This window comes from Streptomyces sp. NPDC025721 (assembly GCF_055558595.1).
In genome coordinates this window covers 37,871-57,494 of sequence record NZ_JBVHMF010000018.1, presented here as the reverse complement: position 1 = coordinate 57,494, position 19,624 = coordinate 37,871, and the positions used below count along the sequence as shown (strand labels likewise).

18 protein-coding genes are annotated in these 19,624 nt (G+C 71.0%); 11 read left to right on the top strand and 7 right to left on the bottom strand.

What is annotated here, in order from left to right; translation table 11 throughout:
* Positions 1 to 267: 267 nt before the first annotated feature.
* Positions 268 to 1,728, top strand: a complete 1,461-nt coding sequence (locus ACZ4EF_RS23865) for a glycosyltransferase (protein ID WP_391163313.1) — start codon at positions 268 to 270, stop codon at positions 1,726 to 1,728.
* Here the strand turns inward: ACZ4EF_RS23865 and ACZ4EF_RS23860 are convergent.
* From ACZ4EF_RS23860 to ACZ4EF_RS23840, 5 genes are read right to left on the bottom strand one after another with little or no spacing between them, the layout of a single operon-like run.
* Positions 1,689 to 2,198, bottom strand: coding sequence for an NUDIX hydrolase (locus ACZ4EF_RS23860; RefSeq protein WP_467506353.1), 510 nt, complete (start codon positions 2,196 to 2,198; stop codon positions 1,689 to 1,691). The genes ACZ4EF_RS23865 and ACZ4EF_RS23860 overlap by 40 nt on opposite strands.
* A gap of 21 nt (positions 2,199 to 2,219) precedes the next feature.
* Positions 2,220 to 3,011, bottom strand: a complete 792-nt coding sequence (locus tag ACZ4EF_RS23855; RefSeq protein ID WP_467506352.1) for an STM4013/SEN3800 family hydrolase — start codon at positions 3,009 to 3,011, stop codon at positions 2,220 to 2,222.
* A complete protein-coding gene (locus ACZ4EF_RS23850) occupies positions 3,008 to 3,514 on the bottom strand; it encodes a hypothetical protein (RefSeq protein ID WP_467506351.1) in 507 nt (168 codons plus the stop codon). Before ACZ4EF_RS23850 ends, ACZ4EF_RS23855 begins: the two co-directional genes overlap by 4 nt.
* Positions 3,507 to 4,112 (bottom strand): dTMP kinase, encoded by a 606-nt coding sequence (locus tag ACZ4EF_RS23845; protein ID WP_467346805.1) that lies wholly within the window; start codon positions 4,110 to 4,112, stop codon positions 3,507 to 3,509. The genes ACZ4EF_RS23850 and ACZ4EF_RS23845 overlap by 8 nt, the downstream gene beginning before the upstream one ends.
* Positions 4,113 to 4,141: 29 nt before the next feature.
* The gene (locus ACZ4EF_RS23840) at positions 4,142 to 5,170 is read right to left on the bottom strand and encodes a radical SAM protein (RefSeq protein WP_467506350.1); all 1,029 of its coding nucleotides are present in this window, start codon (positions 5,168 to 5,170) and stop codon (positions 4,142 to 4,144) included.
* A 351-nt stretch (positions 5,171 to 5,521) separates the two neighbouring features.
* On the opposite strand from ACZ4EF_RS23840, the gene ACZ4EF_RS23835 reads away from it, so the two are divergent.
* Positions 5,522 to 6,847 (top strand): XRE family transcriptional regulator, encoded by a 1,326-nt coding sequence (locus ACZ4EF_RS23835; RefSeq protein ID WP_467506349.1) that lies wholly within the window; start codon positions 5,522 to 5,524, stop codon positions 6,845 to 6,847.
* A 3-nt stretch (positions 6,848 to 6,850) separates the two neighbouring features.
* Here ACZ4EF_RS23835 and cutA read toward each other — a convergent pair whose 3' ends face one another.
* Complete coding sequence (gene cutA, locus ACZ4EF_RS23830; RefSeq protein WP_401724978.1) at positions 6,851 to 7,249, bottom strand: divalent-cation tolerance protein CutA; 399 nt, start codon at positions 7,247 to 7,249, stop codon at positions 6,851 to 6,853.
* Positions 7,250 to 7,509: 260 nt separating this feature from the next.
* Here cutA and ACZ4EF_RS23825 point away from each other — a divergent pair, with 260 nt between their 5' ends.
* The 8 genes from ACZ4EF_RS23825 (at position 7,510) to ACZ4EF_RS23790 (ending at position 17,098) form a co-directional block, all read left to right on the top strand.
* Complete coding sequence (locus ACZ4EF_RS23825) at positions 7,510 to 8,799, top strand: amidohydrolase (RefSeq protein ID WP_467506348.1); 1,290 nt, start codon at positions 7,510 to 7,512, stop codon at positions 8,797 to 8,799.
* A gap of 153 nt (positions 8,800 to 8,952) precedes the next feature.
* A complete protein-coding gene (locus ACZ4EF_RS23820; RefSeq protein WP_391050520.1) occupies positions 8,953 to 9,981 on the top strand; it encodes a BMP family lipoprotein in 1,029 nt (342 codons plus the stop codon).
* 236 nt (positions 9,982 to 10,217) lie between these two features.
* Complete coding sequence (locus tag ACZ4EF_RS23815; RefSeq protein WP_467506385.1) at positions 10,218 to 11,918, top strand: ABC transporter ATP-binding protein; 1,701 nt, start codon at positions 10,218 to 10,220, stop codon at positions 11,916 to 11,918.
* Positions 11,915 to 13,123, top strand: coding sequence for an ABC transporter permease (locus ACZ4EF_RS23810; protein ID WP_467506347.1), 1,209 nt, complete (start codon positions 11,915 to 11,917; stop codon positions 13,121 to 13,123). The genes ACZ4EF_RS23815 and ACZ4EF_RS23810 overlap by 4 nt, the downstream gene beginning before the upstream one ends.
* Complete coding sequence (locus tag ACZ4EF_RS23805; RefSeq protein ID WP_355336893.1) at positions 13,120 to 14,409, top strand: ABC transporter permease; 1,290 nt, start codon at positions 13,120 to 13,122, stop codon at positions 14,407 to 14,409. The genes ACZ4EF_RS23810 and ACZ4EF_RS23805 overlap by 4 nt, the downstream gene beginning before the upstream one ends.
* Positions 14,406 to 14,831 (top strand): cytidine deaminase, encoded by a 426-nt coding sequence (locus ACZ4EF_RS23800; RefSeq protein WP_355336894.1) that lies wholly within the window; start codon positions 14,406 to 14,408, stop codon positions 14,829 to 14,831. The genes ACZ4EF_RS23805 and ACZ4EF_RS23800 overlap by 4 nt, the downstream gene beginning before the upstream one ends.
* 33 nt (positions 14,832 to 14,864) lie before the next feature.
* Positions 14,865 to 16,142, top strand: a complete 1,278-nt coding sequence (locus ACZ4EF_RS23795; RefSeq protein WP_355336895.1) for a thymidine phosphorylase — start codon at positions 14,865 to 14,867, stop codon at positions 16,140 to 16,142.
* A gap of 380 nt (positions 16,143 to 16,522) precedes the next feature.
* A complete protein-coding gene (locus tag ACZ4EF_RS23790) occupies positions 16,523 to 17,098 on the top strand; it encodes a DUF4232 domain-containing protein (protein ID WP_467506346.1) in 576 nt (191 codons plus the stop codon).
* Here ACZ4EF_RS23790 and ACZ4EF_RS23785 read toward each other — a convergent pair.
* Positions 17,070 to 18,341 (bottom strand): MFS transporter, encoded by a 1,272-nt coding sequence (locus tag ACZ4EF_RS23785; RefSeq protein ID WP_467506345.1) that lies wholly within the window; start codon positions 18,339 to 18,341, stop codon positions 17,070 to 17,072. The two genes, ACZ4EF_RS23790 and ACZ4EF_RS23785, sit on opposite strands and share 29 nt — an antisense overlap.
* 98 nt (positions 18,342 to 18,439) lie before the next feature.
* On the opposite strand from ACZ4EF_RS23785, the gene ACZ4EF_RS23780 reads away from it, so the two are divergent.
* Positions 18,440 to 19,375, top strand: a complete 936-nt coding sequence (locus tag ACZ4EF_RS23780) for a LysR family transcriptional regulator (protein ID WP_467506344.1) — start codon at positions 18,440 to 18,442, stop codon at positions 19,373 to 19,375.
* Positions 19,376 to 19,624 lie beyond the last annotated feature (249 nt).

The following is a 19,624-nucleotide window of genomic DNA, read 5'->3' as shown; positions in this document are numbered from 1 at the left end:
GGGGGTACCTCCCAGCGGTAGCCGGGGGAGGAACTGCGCGGTCGGCCGAGACGTGGCTGCACGTCACCACCGGCCCCAGCGGGGCGATTCGGCTGTTGTCGGACCACCGGCCGGCGGGGCCAACGGGGCGGCGGCCCAGCCTCGTTCGCCTCACGTCAAGGCTGACGTAACCAAATGATCACCCCCGTGAGGTTGGCTTCGGGAATGACGGAGGGTTTAAGGGCCCCGGCCCACGTAGCGATCCTCGCCGGAGGCGACCCCGGTGGATTGGACGGCGACTCGCGTGCCCTGAGGGTGGCGGACGCGGCGCGGGCGGCGGGCTATCGGGTCACGCTGATCGGCAGGGCACCGGCGACGGTGACGCCGAAGGGCGTGGACGTACGGAAGGTCGCCGTGCGCGGCGTACTCGGCGCGCACCGGGTGCGGCGGCCGAGACCCGGGCTGCGCTGGCCACTGGCGTACCGGAGCGCGGCGGCGTACGACCACCGCACGGCACTGGTGACGGCCGAGCGCGCGGTGCTCGTCACCCGCACCGCGGAACTGGACGTCGTGCACCGGGCGTTGCCGCTGCTCGCGGCGGCCCGCACGGGCCACGCGCTGGCGTGGCTGCGGCACGGACTGCGGGCCGGATGGACACGGCTGCGCGCGGCGCAGTACCTGGCGGCGGTCCGCCGCCGCAAAAGCCCGACGGCCCGGCTGGACAACTTCGTCACCGAGACGCTGCGGCTGCTGCTCGGCCGCCGCGCGTGGCGCCGCCTCGACCCCGGCCTGCTGGACGAGGAGGTCGCGTACGGCCCGGTGCTGGACGCCGTCCGCCCGCATCTGATCCACGCGCTCGGCCACCGGGCGCTCGGCGTCGCCACCCGCGCGGCGCTGCGGGCCGAAGGGGCGGGGCACCGTATCGAGGTCGTGTGGGACGCGCCGCCGCGCACCCCGGCCGCCTCCCGCCGCGCGGCCGTGGCGGGCGAGGCGTACGAACGGACCTTCGCGCCCGAGGCCGACGGCGTCGTCACCGTCGGCGAGGGCCTGGCAAGGGAGTTGCGCGCACGGCACCGGCTGGCGGCCACGCCCGCCGTGGTCCGCAACGCCCCGCCGCTGGCCGCCGCCTCCGTCGCCGCGCACCCCGCGGGCATCAGGGCGCGCTGCCATCTGGCGCCCGACATCCCGCTGTTGGTGCACACAGGACCCGTCACCCCGGACCGCGGCCCGGCCACCGTCGTGGAGGCGCTGCCCAAGCTGTACGACCTGCACGCCGCCTTCGTCGTGCCCGACCCCGGCCACCCGCACCTGCGCGAGCTGCGCGAGCGCGCCGCCCAACTCGGCGTCCACGGACGGCTGCACGTCCTCCCGTACGTCCCCGTCGCCGAGATCCCGCGCTTCCTCGCCTCCGCCGACATCGGCGTCCTGCCCGTCCACCAACTCCCGCACCACCAAACGGTGCTGGCCACCCGCTACTTCGAATACGCCCACGCCCGGCTGCCCGTGGTCGTCAGCGACGTCCGCGCCATGGCCGCCGCCACCCTCGAACTCGGCAACGGCGAGGTCTTCCGCGCCCGCGACACCGCCGACTTCGTCCGCGCGGTCGGCGCCGTCCTCACCAACCCGCGCCGCTACCGCAAGGCATACGACCGCACCGACATCCTCCGCCAATGGTCTTGGCAGACCGAGTCCGCCCCCCTCCTCGACCTCTACACCCGCCTCCTGGGCCCCCGCCCCTCCGACACCTGAGCCCCCTGAGCCCCCTGAGCCCCCGCCCGGTCCGCCAGCAACAGCGCGAGCGGCCCCGCGGGCAACAGAAACCGACCGTCCCCGGCGGCGCGCAAAGCCTCTCCCATGGACCACCACCCGAGCGCGAAGTCCGCTTCGCTCTCCGCGAGTTCCTGCGGACCACAACTCAGGCCGCGCGCTTCGTAGAGATACACGCGGGCGGGCGTGGCGACGGTGAGCGCGAACGACCCCAGCGATCGCCACACCGTGGCGGTGATGCCGGACTCCTCACGCAACTCCCGCCGCGCACACTCCTCCGGCGTCTCGCCCGACTCCCGCCGCCCGCCGGGCAGAAACAGGAACTCGCCCCGGTGCGCCGGAAAGTACGAGCTCAGAACAGCCACGAACCCCTCGTCGTCCCTCGCCACCACCACCGAGGCGTCGCGAGGTCCCCCGCTGTCCTTCCGGGCCTCGCTGATATCGGCGCTCATACCGCCCGAGGCTAGCGATCGTCAGAGCACCATGGCCGCGTAGGGCACGTTCATGACCACCGGGTGGGCGATACCGCGGCCGTGGAAGCCGTCCTCGCCGAAGGCGTCGCCGTGGTCGGCGCACAGGATGATCAGCCAGCGGCTTCTGGCGGTCAGGGTGGTGATCAGGCGGCCGAGGTGGGCGTCGGCGTAGACGAGGGCTGCCTGCTGGGAGGCAGCGGTGTCGCGGCTGTCGCCGAGGTAGTGGCCGTGGGGGACGTGGGTGGCCGAGATGTTGACGAACAGGTAGAGAGGCCGCCCGTTGTGGTGTTCGGCGATCTCCAGCGCGTGGTCGACCTGGTGGTGGGTGGAGTCCGGTTCGGGGGAGCCGAATTCGGGCCGCCAGTGGTCCTCGTCGAAAAGGCCGGGCAACACCGAGCCGAGCGGTGTTTCGCGGGAGAAGTAGGTGACGCCGCCGACGCAGACACTGCGGTATCCGTGCAGGGCAAGGCCCTTGAGGAGGTTCGGGGCGTCGAAGACGAAAGTCTCGGGCGGGACGGTCGCGAAGGCGGGCGGGCGGCATTCCCACAGCCGCGGCGGCTGCACGGGCCGGGGCAGCTTGGGCAGGAAGCCGGAGAAGAAGGCCATGTGGGCGGGGAGGGTGAAGGTGCCCGGGGTCTGCCGGTGCTCCCAGACGCCGCCGGGAAGTAGAGCGGCCAGGCATGGGGTGAGCCCGCCTTCCAGGGCGGTGCGGGCTACGTCATAGCGCAGTGAGTCGAGCGTGACGAACAGGATGCTGGTGCCCTTGCGGATGATCTCGGCCGCGTCGATCACGTCGTTTCCTCCACGTCGGCTGGATCGAGGTCATGGATGCTGCCGCGGGCGCTGTCGCTGACCGGGAGCGGGATGCGGTCCTCGGCGATCATGCGGCGGATCGCGGCGAGACCGGTGTCCTCCTGGAGTGGTTCGCCGTCCTCGTCGTAGAGCTGGACGCGGACGACCACCGTTCCGTCCGAGGCGGGTTCGGTGGATACGTATGTGGCTGGCATTGGGCGTACGACCTGAAGGAAGGCGCGCAGGACCTTCCCCGTGACGGTGCCGAGGGAGGAAACGGCGCACGCGTGGTACCGCGCGTTGACGGCCCCGTTGCACAGTCGGCGTGCGAATTCGGCGGACGTCGGATGGCCGTCGTGCCCCACGGCCAAGCGGGGCGCGGCCTTTACGGCGACGAAGCACGCGCCGACCCACCAGGCGACACCCTCGTGGATCGCGCCGGGGAAACGGCCGGTCGCGCCGCTGTCGCGGATGACGGCGGTCGTGTCGACAGGGTTAAGCATCACGGGCCTCCAGGCGGGTGACGATCCAGTCGGCCAGGTCGTCCACGGACTTGTCATCGGTGTGGAGCGCGACGGCCGTCGGATCGGCGTCCTGCACCTGCTGGAAGTTCACGAGCAGCCGCGCAAGCCTGCCGGGAACGGCGAACAGGTCCACGTCGTCCTGTTCGGTATCGAGCTTGGCCGCCAACCGCTCCGTCAACGCGGCTTCCGAGCAGCGCAGATAGAAGGTGTGAGTGGGCGGTTCGAGGTAGGTACGGAACGGCTCCAGCAGACGGCTGACGTCGGTGACCGGCACGGTGTGGACGGCTGCGTGGCATGCGATGACCGAGGACGCGAAGCGATCGGCGATCACCGGGCCGTTCCTGCGGGCAGTACGCACGCAGTCGGCGGCGTGCAGCAGACCGGACACGTAGAAGGCGAACTGCGGCAGGGCGCGCAGCCGTTCGTTCACCACCGTCGACCATGCGGTGTGGGGCGGGGGAAGGGTATGCAGGGACGTGCCGCCCAGCCGCTTGGTCAGGGCGCGGGCCAGCGTCGACTTCCCGACGCCGGACACACCTTCCAGGACGATGAACGGATACGGCAGCGGAGCGTCCACAACGTGTGGACGGTACGGCGGCGGAAGGCTCACAGTGTCCCCTCGGTAAAGGCGGCCACGTGCTCGGCGACCGCCGAAGCCAGCCCTGCCGGATCGGCGAGCAGGCCGCTGACGTCCAGGCGGAGGTCGTCGCGCAACAGGCACGGCTGGACGCCGCCGCCGTGGTCGACCCGAAGAGCCCAGAAACCCTCCACGCACCGGACGCGCAGTGCGCAGCTCCCGCACTGGCCGACGTGATGGCGGCCGAGATCCCGGTGGATAACGTCGATCTCGACGCCGTCGACACGGAAGACCCGGCGTCCCTGTCCGACCCCGGCGACCTCAAGGTGCTCATCGCTGGTCAGGCTCCGCAGGTGGGCGATGATGCCGTCGGCGGACACCGCCGAGTCGGCTCGGCCCTCGTTGAAGTCGGTGCCCACCAGCTCGATGAACTGCACCGGCAGTCGGCGCTCCAGCGCGAAGTCCAGGATCTGCCGCACCTCGTGGGCGTTCTCCCGCTGCAGCAGCGTGTTCAGTTCGACCCGCTCGAAGATCTCCCTCGCGGCCTCGATGCCGTCCAGGACAGTACCGATTCCGATCCGCGTCCCGGCGATGGTCCGCAGCGACGCGTCGGAGAAGTAGTGCAGGGAGACCTTCACCTTGTCCAGCCGGGTCTTCGCCAGCCACGACCGATGCGTGCGCACCCTCGTTCCGTTCGTGATCAGCGTGTACGAGGCGTCGGGGCGCGCTTCCGGCAGCCCCTCCAGCACAGGCTGCGCCATAGGCGACGCCAACGGCTCACCACCGGTGAAGTACACCCGCCTCAGCCCGCTCTCCATCAGCGCGCCGATCACACCGAGATACGCGCCCGCGTCGAGCTGCCGTGGCCGCGGCTGCCGCGACCGGTCGAGCCGCGTCATCGGCGGCGGCACATCGCCCTCGTTGTGGCAGAACCAGCAGGCGATGTTGCACCGCGGCGTCAACGACACACGCAACTGGCCACGCAGAGCGGCGAAGTTGTGCAGAGCGGTCCAGTCGACACCGGCCGCAGCCGGTAGCGACAGCGAAGGTCCAGGCACGCGCGGACGTCCTCTCAAGGCTGTGGAACACGGCAGACCCGCCCGACTCGCGGGCAACGGACAGCGATTGGGCTCAGCGGCGGCCGAAGTGCCATGGGTCACCGACCTCGTCGCCACAAGGGCGGCGACGGGACGGCGTCCACGAAGCCTCCGGAATGGCGACCTTGGCCCAGACGCATTTCCCGGCTCCGACCGCCGCGACGGGCCTTTCCGTACGACCGCCGCGGTCTGTTCACCGACTGTGCGGCGACGGATCTCTTGTCACTTCCCGCACTCGGGTATCCCCACCATGGGTACGCTTTTTCACGGGGTGTGACGCACACTCGGCTGAACAGGCACGACGGGGTACTCATGACCGCATACAGGCCGCCAACAGCCTTACCGAACGAGCTCTTCGAGCGCGCGGACGTACGGGAAGCACTCGCGGCCCACGACTTCGGGACAGTGTTCCGGCTGGTGCGTGAGCTGGCCGGGATCAGCTATTCGAAGATCGCTGCCGAGTGCGACATCAAACCCGAGCGTGTCGGAACTCTGGCGCGGGGCCATGGCAGCGTCACGAGTTTCGACAAATTCGTGGCCATCGCTGACGCTCTGCGAATTCCCGGACATCTCCTCGGTCTTGCCACCCGTCCGTGGGAAGACGGGGAATCGGTCCCAGCATTGCCTGAACGGGACGACAGATCGGCGAGAGGCGGGGAAGACGTGCGGCGCAGGCAGTTCCTTCGGGCAAGTTCCGGTGCCGGTCTGGCGGCCGGGATTCCTGATCTGGCCAAGCCAAGCGCCGGGCGACGCATCGGCAGGGACTTCCCCGGACTTCTGCGGGAGCGCACCGCACGCCTGCGTCGGCTCGATGACGTGCTCGGCGGCGGAGACACCTACCGCGTCTATCTGGGCGAGTACCAGCAGACGAAGGCGTTGCTCCGGGACTCGACCTGCGCCGAGGAAACGCGCCGCGACCTGCTGTCCGTACTCGCCGAACAGGCTCAGCAAGCCGGATGGGCAGCATTCGACGCCGGGCGGGAGACGGATGCCGCCAGCTTCTACAAGGACAGTTACACCGCGGCGGTCGAAGCCGATGACACCGACCTCGCCGGTAACGCCCTGGCCTTCCTCGCCTACCAGACCGTGGCCGGCGACCGGAAAGCCGGAGTGGAGATCGCCGCGCGTTCCTGCCGAACCCTCACACCCGACGCCCCGGCCGGGGTGCGAGCCCTGCTCCACGAGCGGTTGGCGTGGGCCTGCGCCGTCGCGGGACTCGCCACGGAAGCGGAGAAGGCGCTCAGCCACGCCGAGGAGGCACTGGCCGACCTCGGCGCCGCGCCCCAACCCGACTGGGTGGCATGGGTCGACAGCAACGAACTCCAGATCATGTCCGGCCGCTGCTGGAGCGAACTGCGCCGTCCGCTGCGCGCCGTGCCCGTGCTGGAGGCAGCACTGGCCGGGTACGACGACAGCCACGCCCGCGACAAAGCGCTCTACCTGTCGTGGCTGGCCGCCTCCTACCTGACCGCCGGAGAGATCGAACAGGCCGCCAAGGTCACCGGCCGCGCGCTCGACCTCGCCAACGGGGTCGCATCCGTCCGTCCGAAGCAGCGCCTCGCACCGTTTGTGGAGCGGCTCGCGCGGCACCGTGATGTCGCCGCGGTGGCGGACGTGCTGGAGAAGGCAGCGGTCTGAGGGTTACGAAGCCGCTTCGGGCGTGGTGTTCGTCTCGATCCACCGGAAGGACGCCTCCGAACCGGCGACGACCGGCACCGCCGACACCTCGGGGTTGTCCCACGGATGGTGCCGCAACAGATGATCTTCGAGGGCCTGGTACCGCTCCGCCCGGGTGGTCAGCAGCAACCGCCACTCCTCCCCGGTACCGAACTTCCCCAGGTGCCAGAACACCGATGTCACCGGCCCGACGACCTGCGCCCCCGCGGCCAGACGCTCACGCACCGCGGACGCGGCCAACTCCACCGCCTGGTCACGAGTTTCCGTAGCAGTGCTCACCTGAAGGAAGTCGCCCATGTCGCGAGAGTAACCGCCGCGTTGGGCGCGCAGCAGGGCGCGGTGGGCGGCGGAGGTGCGGGGCACGGGGGCGTGGGGAGCGGAACACTCGGGCGGCACACGTTGCCGTAACACGAGGGTCGTAAGGTAAGGGGTCTCACCCGTGAGGCGGGGGTCGTCGGAGACGGTCGCGTTGCCTCGCGTGGGACGGCTCGTTGAGCCAGTATGGGTGTAAGAGACCTAAAAAGTTTTCTTACCCCCGAGGGTGACTGGGTATGCGCCGATCGGGCGACTTCTTCTCCTCCCGCAGGACAAAAACTTTCCCGATCACGTAAGAGGAGCCGGTGATGGGCCCTACGCTGACTGAGGTGAACGATTCACCTACACCGCCGTCCGACGGGCTGACCGCGGCTGTGCTGTCCGGTCTCGCCGAGACCGTCGTGGACGACGCACTGCGCGCCGAGCTGATCGCCTTCCGCCGTGACCTGCACAGGAACCCCGAATTGGGGCGGCAGGAGTTCCGGACGACCGAGCAGATCAGGGCGCGGCTGGAGCGCGCGGGGCTGAGCCCGCGGGTGCTGCCCGGCGGGACCGGACTGGTGTGCGACATCGGCGACACGGACGACAGCGGCAGCGGCAGCGGCGAAGACACCGGCGCGGCACGCTCCCAGCGCCCCCGCCTCGCCCTGCGCGCCGACCTGGACGCGCTGCCGGTGCCCGACACCAAGACCGTGGAGTACCGATCGACGGTCGAGGGCCGGGCGCACGCGTGCGGCCACGACGTGCACACCACGATCGTGCTCGGCGCCGGCCTGGTCCTCGCGGAGCTGGACAAGCGGGGCACGCTCCCGCGCCCGGTGCGGCTGGTGTTCCAGGCGGCCGAGGAGATCATGCCCGGCGGCGCGCTGGACGCGATCAAGGCGAACGTGCTCGACGGCGTCGACCGTATCCTCGCGGTGCACTGCGACCCCAAGGTGGAGGTCGGCAGGATCGGGCTGCGCCAGGGGCCGATCACCTCGGCCGCCGACCGGCTGACCCTGACGCTGGAGGGCCCCGGCGGACACAGCGCCCGCCCGCATCTGACCACCGACCTGGTGATGGCCACCGCGAAGCTCGCCGCCGAACTGCCCGCCGTACTGGCCAGGCGCGTGGACCCCAGGTCCGGGCTGAGCATCGTGTGGGGCCGCATCCAGGCCGGGCACGCGGCCAACGTCATCCCGCAGTACGCGGAGCTGGAGGGCACCGTCCGCTGCCTGGACCTGACGGCCTGGCACGACGCACCCGACCTGGTGCACGAGGTGATCGACCAGATCACGGCGATGTACCGGGCGAAGTGCGAGATCACCTACCAGCGCGGTGTGCCGCCGGTGGTCAACGAGGCGGTCTCGGTGGAGCTGCTGCGGGACGCGATGACCGCGCGCTACGGCCTGCACGCGGTCGAGGACACCGAGCAGAGCCTGGGCGGCGAGGACTTCTCCTGGTATCTGGAGCGGGTGCCGGGCGCGCTGGCCCGGCTCGGCGTGCGGCCGGTCGGCGACACCGCCAAGCGCGATCTGCACCAGGGCGATTTCGACGTGGACGAGGGGGCGATCGCGGTCGGCGTGGAGCTTTTCACGGCGGCTGTCCTGCTGTCCTGACACCGGGTGAACCCCCCGCTACCGGTCCGTCACCTGGCTGAAATGCGTCGATCCGATAACGGGCCGTCATTCGGTCTTTACCTGACATCTACGCGCGTTAAGCTCCCGCTTAGCCAGCGCCGGACGGGGCGCTTCAGACTGAAGGGGACCCTCTTGCGCCGGGTATCCAAGATCATCGTCGCGGGTATGGTGTCCGCGACTCTGGGGCTCACTGCCACCGCGTGCGGCAGCAGCAGCTCCTCGGACAGCGGCAAGGACAAGGGCGTCGGTCTCGCCTTCGACGTCGGCGGCCGTGGCGACCACTCCTTCAACGACTCCGCGGCCCGCGGCATGGACAAGGCCGTCAAGGAGTTCAAGATCGGGTCGAAGGACCAGACCGCCAGCAACGGCGAGACGGAGTCCGACCGCGAGCAGCGCCTCGACCTCCTCGCGGGCGGCGGCTACAACCCCGTCGTGGCGGTCGGCTTCACCTACGGCGACTCGGTCACGAAGATCGCCAAGAAGTACCCCAAGGTGACCTTCGGCATCGTCGACTCGGTCGTGGACCTGCCCAACGTCGACTCCATGGTCTTCGCCACCGAGCAGAGCTCGTACCTCGCCGGTGTGGCCGCGGCCCTGAAGACCAAGACCAACAAGGTCGGCTTCATCGGCGGTGTGCACAACACCCTGATCGGCACCTTCGACGCGGGCTTCGCCCAGGGCGTCAAGGACACCAAGCCGTCGGTCCAGCTCACCCGCCAGTACCTGTACGAGACCGACACCAAGGGCTTCAACGACCCGACGTCGGCGCAGGGCAAGGCGCAGGGCATGCTCGACAGCGGCGTGGACGTGATCTACACCGCCGCCGGTCTGTCCGGTGACGGCGCGATCCAGGCGGTGGCGGGCAAGGCCGGCGCCTGGGCGATCGGCGTGGACTCCGACCAGTACGAGGACCCGGCCCTGGCCAAGTACAAGGACCACATCCTGACCTCGGCGGTCAAGAACGTCGACGTGGCCACGTACGACCTGATCAAGTCGGTGCACGAGGGCAAGGCCAAGACCGGCACCAACACGTACGACCTGGCCAACGACGGTGTGTCGCTGGCGACGTCCGGCGGTTTCATCGCCGACATCCAGTCGCAGCTCGACGCGGCCAAGCAGAAGATCGTCTCGGGCGCGATCAAGGTGAGCTCGAAGCCGTGACGTAAGCCGGGGACCCGGCCACGGGTCCCCGCTGGACCGGCGGTACGACAACCGGTTCGCGAGGCTCGGCGGGGGGATGCTGCGGCGCCCCCCCCCCGAGCCTCGATCACTGTGCGGAACCATGCGGGAACACCCGGAAATCCCAGGAACCGTCCTGTCGGAATCCCGTGGTCCCCAGCCTGTGGAATGAACACAACTACGCGCGTAGAGTGCCATTTCCGCGATACGTTCACGCGATACCTTCACCCCACCCGCCCTGCCGCTCCGAGCCTTTCCCCCCAGGAGAGTGCGTCATCAACGCGTCCACGAGTCCACCCGCCGCCCCGGCCCCCGGCCGGTCCGCCGCGCCGCCCGCCGTCGAACTGCGCGGCATCACCAAGCGGTTCCCCGGCGTCGTCGCCAACCACGACATCGACATCACTGTGCGCAGCGGCACCGTGCACGCCCTCGTGGGCGAGAACGGCGCCGGCAAGTCCACCCTGATGAAGATCCTCTACGGCATGCAGAAGCCCGACGAGGGCACCATCGCCATCGACGGCGAGGTGGTGACGCTCGGCGACCCCGGCGACGCCATCGCCCGCGGGATCGGCATGGTGCACCAGCACTTCATGCTCGCCGACAACCTCACCGTGCTGGAGAACACCGTCCTCGGCAGCGAGGGCCTGCACGGCATCGGCGGCAAGGCCCGCGCCCGGATCAAGGAGCTGTCCGACGCCTACGGCCTCGGCGTACGCCCCGACGTCCTGGTCGAGGACCTGGGCGTCGCCGACCGGCAGCGGGTGGAGATCCTCAAGGTCCTCTACCGCGGCGCCCGCACGCTGATCCTGGACGAGCCGACCGCAGTCCTGGTGCCGCAGGAGGTCGACGCGCTCTTCGAGAACCTGCGCGGACTGAAGGCCGAGGGCCTGACCGTCATCTTCATCTCGCACAAGCTCGGCGAGGTGCTGTCGGTCGCCGACGTCATCACCGTCATCCGGCGCGGCACCACCGTCGGCGAGGCGGACCCGGGGACCACCACGGCCAAGCAGCTCGCCGAGCTGATGGTCGGCAGCGAACTGCCCTCGCCCGAGACCCGCGAGTCGACCGTCACCACCGAGCCGATGCTCACCGTGGACGGGCTGCGGCTGGGCACCGTCGACCTCGACGGCATCGAGCGCAAGGTGCTCGACGACATCTCCTTCACCATCCACAAGGGCGAGATCCTCGGCATCGCGGGCGTCGAGGGCAACGGCCAGGCCGAACTGGTCGAGGCCATCATGGGCATGCGGGAGCTGGACTCCGGCGGCCTCGTGCTCGACGGCAGCGACATCGCCCACGTGCCGACCCGCAAGCGGCGCGAGGACGGCATCGGCTACATCCCCGAGGACCGGCACCGGCACGGCCTGCTGCTGGAAGCGCCGCTGTGGGAGAACCGCATCCTCGGCCATGTCACCGAGCGCCCCAACAGCCGCGGCTTCCTGATCGACTCCGGCGCCGCCCGCCGCGACACCGAGCGGATCGTCAAGGAGTACGACGTCCGTACCCCCGGCATCGAGGTCACCGCGGCCTCGCTGTCCGGCGGCAACCAGCAGAAGCTGATCGTCGGCCGCGAGATGAGCCACCTGCCCAAGCTGCTGATCGCCGCGCACCCCACCCGGGGCGTGGACGTCGGCGCGCAGGCGCAGATCTGGGACCAGATCCGTGAGGCCCGCCGCGAGGGTCTGGCGGTGCTGCTGATCTCCGCCGACCTCGACGAGCTGATCGGCCTGTCCGACACTCTGCGCGTCATGTACCGGGGACGGCTCGTCGCCGACGCCGACCCCGCCACCATCACCCCGGAAGAGCTGGGATCCGCGATGACCGGTGCCGCCAGCGGCCATCTCGAACACGGGGCCGGGACCGACACCTCGGCCGGTTCAGAGGACCGGCCCAAGAAGCTCGGGGGAGAGGACCGATGAAGAAGTTCGACAAGGACCGGCTGGCCCTGGGCGTCGCCGCCCCCGTGCTCGCCGTCGTCGGCGCGCTGGTGGTCACCGCCCTGGTGCTGCTGGCCACCGGCAAGGAGCCGTTCCACGCGTTCGACGTGATGGTGAACTACGGCAGCAAGACCGACAGCCAGGTCTACATCCTCAACAAGGCGACCACGTACTACCTCGCGGGTCTCGCGGTGGCGGTCGGCTTCCGGATGAACCTGTTCAACATCGGTGTGGACGGCCAGTACCGGCTCGCGGCCTTCTTCGCCGCCGCCGCGGGCGGCGCGATGTCGATCCCCGGCATCATCCAGATCCCGGTCATCATCCTCACCGCCATGGTCGTCGGCGCGCTGTGGGCGGCCATCGCGGGTGTCCTCAAGGTGACCCGCGGGGTCAGCGAGGTCATCTCCACGATCATGCTGAACTCCCTCGCGGGCATCGTGATCGGCTACTTCCTGCGCGACGGACGGCTCGGCGTCACCGACAAAGCGGCGAACATGATCTCCACCAAGCCGCTGCCGTCCTCCAGTCACCTGTTCAACTTCACCACCTCCACCGACCCGGTTTTCGGCTTCATCGTCTTCGCGGTGCTGGCCGGTGTCATCTACTGGTTCGTGCTCTCGCGCACCCGCTTCGGCTTCGACCTGCGCGCGGTCGGCCGCTCGGAGTCCGCCGCCGAGGCCAGCGGCGTCAGCGTCAAGAAGATGGTCGTCACCAGCATGCTGATCTCCGGCGCGATGGCCGGACTCGTCGGCATGCCGACCCTGCTCAACCAGTCGTACGAGTACGGCACGGACTTCCCGACCGGTATCGGCTTCACCGGTATCGCGGTCGCCCTGCTCGGCCGCAACAACCCGATCGGCATCGGCATCGGCGCCCTGCTCTGGGCCTTCCTGGAGCGGGCCTCCAACGGCCTGGAGTTCGAGGGGTACGACAAGGAGATCGTCGGCGTCATCCAGGGCGTCATCGTCCTGGCCGTCGTCATCGCCTACGAACTGGTCCGCCGCTACGGCATCACCCGCCAGCAGCGCCAGGTGGGCGCGGAACTCGCCGCGGCGTCCGGTCCGGGCAACGGAACAGGCCCCGGCACCGGCAACGGTTCAGGCAACGGCACCGGTAACGGCACCGGCAATGGCCCCGACTCCGGCCCCGACTCCGGCCCCGACGACAAGCAGGAGGTGACGGCGTGACTGCCACCGCTACCCAGACCCCGCCGCCGGCCGCGCCGCGCGTGACCAACGGCGGCAAGGCGCCCCGGCTCAAGCTCACCTTCCCGGTGATCCTGCTGATGATCGCCGCCGCGCTGATCGTCGTCTCCCTGGTCCGGATCATCACCGGCGCGAACGACATCACCTCCGACGGCCAGATCGCCGGAGCGCTCGCCGGCGCCGTACCGATCGGCCTGGCAGGACTCGCCGGCCTGTGGTCCGAGCGGGCCGGTGTGGTCAACATCGGCCTCGAGGGCATGATGATCCTCGGTGCCTTCTTCGGCGCGGCGGTGGGCTGGCAGACCGACCCGTGGCTCGCCGTCCTGGCCGGTGTGCTCGGCGGCGCGGCGGGCGGCCTCGTGCACGCGATCGTCACCGTCACCTTCGGCGTCGACCACATCATCGCCGGTGTCGCCATGAACATCCTCGCCACCGGCGTCACCGCGTACCTCGCCAAGCGCTGGTTCACCGTCGGCGAGGCGGCCTCCAAGGGCGGCAGCCCCAAGCAGTCCCCGCCGATGGACTCCATCAAGTCCTTCACCGTGCCCGGACTCTCGCACTGGCTGGCCACCGTCGAGAACCACCACTGGTTCCTGATCTCCGACGTGGCGGGCATCCTCGGCGGCCTGGTCACGCACATCTCGTCGCTGACCATCCTCACGCTGGTGCTCTTCGTCGCCACCTTCTTCGTGCTGTGGCGCACCGCCTTCGGCCTGCGGCTGCGGTCCTGCGGCGAGAACCCGGTCGCCGCCGAATCCCTCGGCGTCAACGTGTACTTCTACAAGTACATGGCCGTCATCGTCTCCGGCGGCCTCGCCGGACTCGGCGGCGTCTTCCTCGCCATCGGCACGCACTTCTACCTCGCGGGCCAGACCGGCGGACGCGGCTACATCGGTCTCGCCGCCATGATCTTCGGCAACTGGCGCCCCGGCGGACTCGCCATGGGCGCGGGCCTGTTCGGATACGCCGACAGCCTCCAGCTCCGCAACGGCAGCTCCTCCGTGCACGCCCTGCTGCTCCTGCTCGCGCTGCTGCTGCTGGCCATGGCCGCCTGGAAGTTCTTCCGCAAGTCCTACGTGCCCGCCGCCGTCGCCCTGGGCTTCGCCGTCCTGCTGGCCGTCTGGTACGCGCTGACCGACTCCGTCCCCGACGAGGTCGTCCAGGCCACGCCGTACGTCGCCACGCTGCTCGTCATGGGCCTGTCCGCACAGCGGCTGCGCATGCCGAAGGCGGACGGGGTCCCGTACCGGAAGGGGGAGGGCGGATGACGCCTCCCGTCACCGACCCGGCCGCCGTCGACTGGGACCGCCTGCGGTCCGCCGCCCGGGAGATCATGGAGAAGGCGTACGCGCCCTACTCCGGTTTCCCGGTCGGCGCCGCGGCGCTGGCCGTCGCCGACGACGGCACGGTCCGTACGGTCGTCGGCTGCAACGTCGAGAACGCCGCGTACGGGGTCGCGCTGTGCGCCGAGTGCGGGCTGGTCTCGGCGCTGCACGCCTCGGGCGGCGGCAGACTGACCGCCTTCACCTGCTCCGACCTGCGCGGCAACCTGTTGATGCCGTGCGGGCGGTGCCGCCAACTGCTGTGGGAGAACGGCGGGCCCGGCCTGCTGGTCGACACCGCGGGCGGCATCCGGCCGATGAGTGAGATCCTGCCGGACGCGTTCGGCCCGGAAGACCTGAACCGCTGACGCGGTTGAACCGCTACACCGCTAGGACTATTCGTGGACGTCATTTCCGTCATCCGTACCAAGCGGGACCGCCAGAGGCTGAGCGACGACCAGATCGACTGGGTCATCGACGCCTACACGCGCGGTGCCGTCGCCGACGAGCAGATGTCGGCGCTCGCCATGGCCATCCTGCTCAACGGCATGGACCGCGCCGAGATCGCCCGCTGGACCGCCGCGATGATCAACTCCGGTGAGCGGATGGACTTCTCGGCGCTCACCCGCCCCACCGCGGACAAGCACTCCACCGGCGGCGTCGGCGACAAGATCACGCTGCCGCTGGCCCCGCTGGTCGCCGCGTGCGGCGCCGCCGTCCCGCAGCTCTCCGGGCGCGGCCTCGGCCACACCGGGGGCACCCTCGACAAGCTCGAATCCATCCCCGGCTGGCGCGCCTCGATCTCCAACGAGGAGATGCTGGCCGTCCTGGACGACGTCGGCGCCGTCATCTGCGCCGCCGGGGACGGGCTCGCGCCCGCCGACAAGAAGCTGTACGCGCTGCGCGACGTGACCGGGACGGTCGAGGCCATCCCGCTGATCGCCTCCTCGATCATGTCCAAGAAGATCGCCGAGGGCACCGGGTCGCTCGTGCTCGACGTCAAGGTCGGCTCCGGCGCCTTCATGAAGTCCCTTGAGGACGCACGGGAGTTGGCGTCCACCATGGTCGGGCTCGGCACCGACCACGGCGTCCGCACGGTCGCCCTGCTCACCGACATGTCCGTACCCCTCGGGCTCACCGCGGGCAACGCGCTCGAAGTCCGCGAATCCGTCGAGGTGCTGGCCGGTGGCGGCCCCGCCGATGTCGTCGAGCTGACCCTGGCGCTCGCCCGCGAGATGCTGGCCGCCGCCGGGCTTCCCGACGCCGACCCCGCCAAGGCGCTCGCCGACGGCTCCGCCATGGACGTCTGGCGCCGCATGATCCGCGCCCAGGGCGGTGACCCTTCCGCTCCGCTCCCGGTGGCCCGCGAAACCCTCGTCGTCCCCGCGCCCGCCTCCGGCGTCCTCACCTCCCTCGACGCCTACGCCGTCGGCGTCGCCGCCTGGCGGCTCGGCGCCGGCCGCGCCCGCAAGGAGGACTCCGTCCAGGCGGGGGCCGGGGTCGAGCTGCACGCCAAACCGGGCGACTCCGTCGTAGCGGGCCAGCCCCTCCTGACCCTCCACACCGACACGCCGGAAAAGTTCCCGTACGCGGAGGAAGCCCTCGACGGCTCCTTCTCCGTTGCCCCGGAGGGTGCCTCCTTCTCCCCCCGCCCGATCATCCTCGACCGCATCGTCTAGGCCCCCGCGCCGGGCCCGCTGCCTTTGCGCAGGGCCTGGTTTTTAGGGGCGCGGGGAGGCGCGGTGCCTCTGCGCAGGGCCTGGCCTTTAGGGGCGCGGGGAACTGCGCGACAAGCCACGACGTGCGTGCACGTCACCACCGGCCCCAGAGGGGCAGTTCGGTTGTCTCCGGACCACCGGCCCGGTGGGGGCTGGCCGCGCAGTTCCCCGCGCCCCTTAAAGGATCGGCCCACCGCCCTGGGCGAAGGGGGCGTCCGGGGGCCGCGCCCCTTAAAGGATCGGCCCACCGCCCTGGGTGGAAGGGGCGTCGGGGCCGCGCCCCGTAGAAGATCGGCTCACCGCCCCGGAGGGGCTCCCCGGGGATGTGTCAGGATCGGCGGATGGTGGGGATGAGGACGTGGGCGGTGGCGGCGGCGGCCGCAACGGTGTTGGCGGTGGGCGGGTGCGGGACGGACGGGGGGTCCGAGGCGGCCGTGGGGCTGCCGACGGACGCGGCACCGCCCGCGCCGGCGCCGGTGGTGACGGAACCGCCGTGTCCGGAGGGCGGCCTGGCCGTCACCGGTGAGGAACCGGACGCCGCGATGGGCCTGCGGGCGATGGCCGTCTACGTGACGAACTGCGGGAAGTCGCCGCGCACGGTGGAGGGTTACCCGCGGACGTATGTCCTGGACAAGGCGCGCGAGCGCCTGAAGGTGACGGTCCATCAGGGCTTGTCGATCACGACCGGCATCGACGACCCGGCCCCGACACGTATCGAACTGCGGCCGGGACAGCGGGCGTTGACAGTGCTGGTGTGGCGCAACACGGTGACGGACAGCACGGTGGCGGCGAGCACGGGCGAATACCTGGAGATCACGCCGGTCAAGGACACCCCGCCCCAACGCGTGACGATGATGGTCGACTTGGGCACCACCGGAAAGCTGGACGTCACGGCGTGGCGGCGCCCGGCCGCCTGAGCGCGAGGCCCGCGACGAGCCCGACGGCGCCGACGGTCGCCAGCGCGAGCGACACCGTCGCGCCCCACCCCCCGGCGTGGAACGCGCCGGCGCCGAGCGTGCCGCCGAGGCTGTTGCCGATGTAGTACGCGGTCAGGTAGAGCGCGGACGCCTGCGCGCGGCCCGTGAGGGCCGTCCGGCTGACCGCGCCGGAGGCGGCCGAGTGGCCGGTGAAGAAGCCGGCCGTGACCAGGACGAGCCCGAGCAGGATCAGCGCCAGGGTCCCGGACAGGGTGAGCAGCAGCCCGGCGGCGCACAGTACGGCGGCGACGGTGAAGGCGCCGCGCAGGCCCGTACGGGCGAGGAGCGCGCCGGACGCGGCGGAGGCGGCCGTACCGACGAGGTAGACGAGGAAGATCGCGCCGACGGCGGTCTGGGAGAGGCCGAAGGGCGCGGCGGTCAGCCGGTAGCCGAGGACGGTGTAGACGGCGCCGAAGACCGCCATGAAGAGCAGGCCGATCGCGTAGAGGCCGCGCAGCAGCGGGTCGCCGAGGTGCCCGGCGACCGTGCGCCACAGCGCGGCCGGACGCACGGGTCCCGGCGTGAAGTGCCGGGCGGGCGGCACGAGCAGCCGGAAGGCGACCGCGCAGGCCAGCGCCGACAGGCCGACGGCGAAGAGCGCGGCGCGCCAGCCGAACGCCTCGGAGAGGACCCCGCCGACGACGCGCGAGCTCATGCCGCCGATGGAGTTGCCCGCCACGTACAGGCCGATCGCGGAGGGGACGGCGGCCGGGTGGACCTCCTCGGCGAGATACGCCATCGCGGTCGCGGGCAGCCCGGCGAGCGCCACGCCCTGCACGGCGCGCAGCGCGACGAGGACGGCCAGGTCGGGCGCGAAGGGCACGGCGAGGGCGAGCAGCGAGGCGGCGAAGACGGAGGCCGTCATCACCGGCGTACGGCCGTACTTCTCGCTGAGGGCGCTGACCGGCAGGAGCGCGACGGCCAGCGCGGCCGTCGTCGCCGAGACGGTGAGGCTGGCCCGCGCGGGGCTCAGCGACAGGCCGGAGGACAGGGCGGGCAGCAGCGCCTGCGTGGAGTAGAGCAGGGCGAAGGTGGCCAGTCCCGCGGCGAACAGCGCGAGGTTGGCGCGGCGGTAGCCGGGGGAGCCGGGGCGGAGCCGGTCATCGGCCGTGGTGGCGGCCTGCGTTCGGGCTCGGGCGTTCGCGCGGGTCGCGGCGACCGCCCCGGTATCGGCGCGTGACATGTCACGACCGTAGGGGCGTCCACATTTATGCGTCCAATGCACAGATCGTGCATGATTGATGCACTGGTGCATGAGCGCAGGTGGAGGGGGCATATACGGTGGCCGACACAGCCGGTACCGGGCCGGACCCGGAGTCCTGGGGCGCGCTGCTGGCACCGCGCCTCGCGCAGTTCGCGGCCGTGGCGCGGCATGAGCATGTGACGCGCGCGGCCCAGGAGTTGGGCATGCCGCAGTCGACGCTCAGCCGCGCGCTGGCCCGTCTCGAAGCCGATCTCGGTGTCGCCCTCTTCGCCCGCCACGGCCGCGCCGTCCGCCTCACCCGCGCCGGGGTCACCTTCCGCGCCGCCGCCGAGCGGGCGCTCGCCGAGGTGGAACGGTCCGCCGAGTCCGTACGCCTCGACGCCGATCCCGACAGCGGGCGGGTCGCCTTCGGGTTCCTCCACACGCTCGGGCCCGAGACCGTCCCCTCCCTCCTGCGCGCCTTCCGCGCCGAGTATCCGCGCGTCCGCTTCCAGCTCGTGCAGACGTACGGCGAGGCCATGCTGGAACGCCTGCGGCTGGGCGAGCTGGACCTGTGTCTGACCTCACCGGTGCCCGACGAGGCGGGACTTGTCGTACGGAAGCTGGACGAGCAGCGGCTGCGGCTGGTCGTGCCCGCCGGGCACCGGCTCGCGGGGCGCAAGCGGGTGCGGCTCGCGGAGGCCGCAGGGGAGGCGTTCGTCACCCTGGAACCGGGGTTCGGGCTGCGGCGGATCACCGACGCCCTGTGCGCCGAGGCCGGGTTCACCCCGCGGGTCGCCTTCGAGGGCGAGGAGGCCGAGACGCTTCGGGGGCTGGTCGCCGCAGGGCTCGGCGTCGCCGTCCTTCCCCCGCCGGCCGTGCCCCGGCCCGGCGTCGTCGAACTCGACCTCACCGGGCGACGTGCCGTCCGCGAGATCGGTCTCGCCTGGCTCGACGGCGCCCCGGCCCCGCCCCCGGTCGCCGCTTTCCGTGCTTTCCTGCTCGCCCAGACGGGCACCCTTCTGCCGGCCTGAGCCGGTCTCCTGCGGAGGGCGAAGCCCGACGTCTTTGGGGCGCGGCCCCTGTACGGTTCCTTGGCGTGGGACGCCAGCCCATGTTTTTAGGGGCGCGGGGAACCGCGCGCTCAGCCACGACGGCGGCGCGGGTAAAAAACCGCCCCAGTGGGGCAGACGCTGTGTGTTTCGCGACCACCGGCCGGTGGTGGGCTGGCCGCGCAGTTCCCCGCGCCCCTAAAAGCACGTGGCTGGCGTCCGGGCGAAAGG

Bases quoted from the DNA above. Each gene is read 5' to 3' on its own strand.
- ACZ4EF_RS23860 (WP_467506353.1), bottom strand. From the start codon at position 2,198: ATGAGCGCCGATATCAGCGAGGCCCGGAAGGACAGCGGGGGACCTCGC.
- ACZ4EF_RS23850 (WP_467506351.1), bottom strand. From the start codon at position 3,514: ATGCTTAACCCTGTCGACACGACCGCCGTCATCCGCGACAGCGGCGCG.
- ACZ4EF_RS23835 (WP_467506349.1), top strand. From the start codon at position 5,522: ATGACCGCATACAGGCCGCCAACAGCCTTACCGAACGAGCTCTTCGAG.
- ACZ4EF_RS23825 (WP_467506348.1), top strand. From the start codon at position 7,510: ATGGGCCCTACGCTGACTGAGGTGAACGATTCACCTACACCGCCGTCC.
- ACZ4EF_RS23810 (WP_467506347.1), top strand. From the start codon at position 11,915: ATGAAGAAGTTCGACAAGGACCGGCTGGCCCTGGGCGTCGCCGCCCCC.
- ACZ4EF_RS23800 (WP_355336894.1), top strand. From the start codon at position 14,406: ATGACGCCTCCCGTCACCGACCCGGCCGCCGTCGACTGGGACCGCCTG.
- ACZ4EF_RS23790 (WP_467506346.1), top strand. From the start codon at position 16,523: ATGGTGGGGATGAGGACGTGGGCGGTGGCGGCGGCGGCCGCAACGGTG.
- ACZ4EF_RS23785 (WP_467506345.1), bottom strand. From the start codon at position 18,341: ATGTCACGCGCCGATACCGGGGCGGTCGCCGCGACCCGCGCGAACGCC.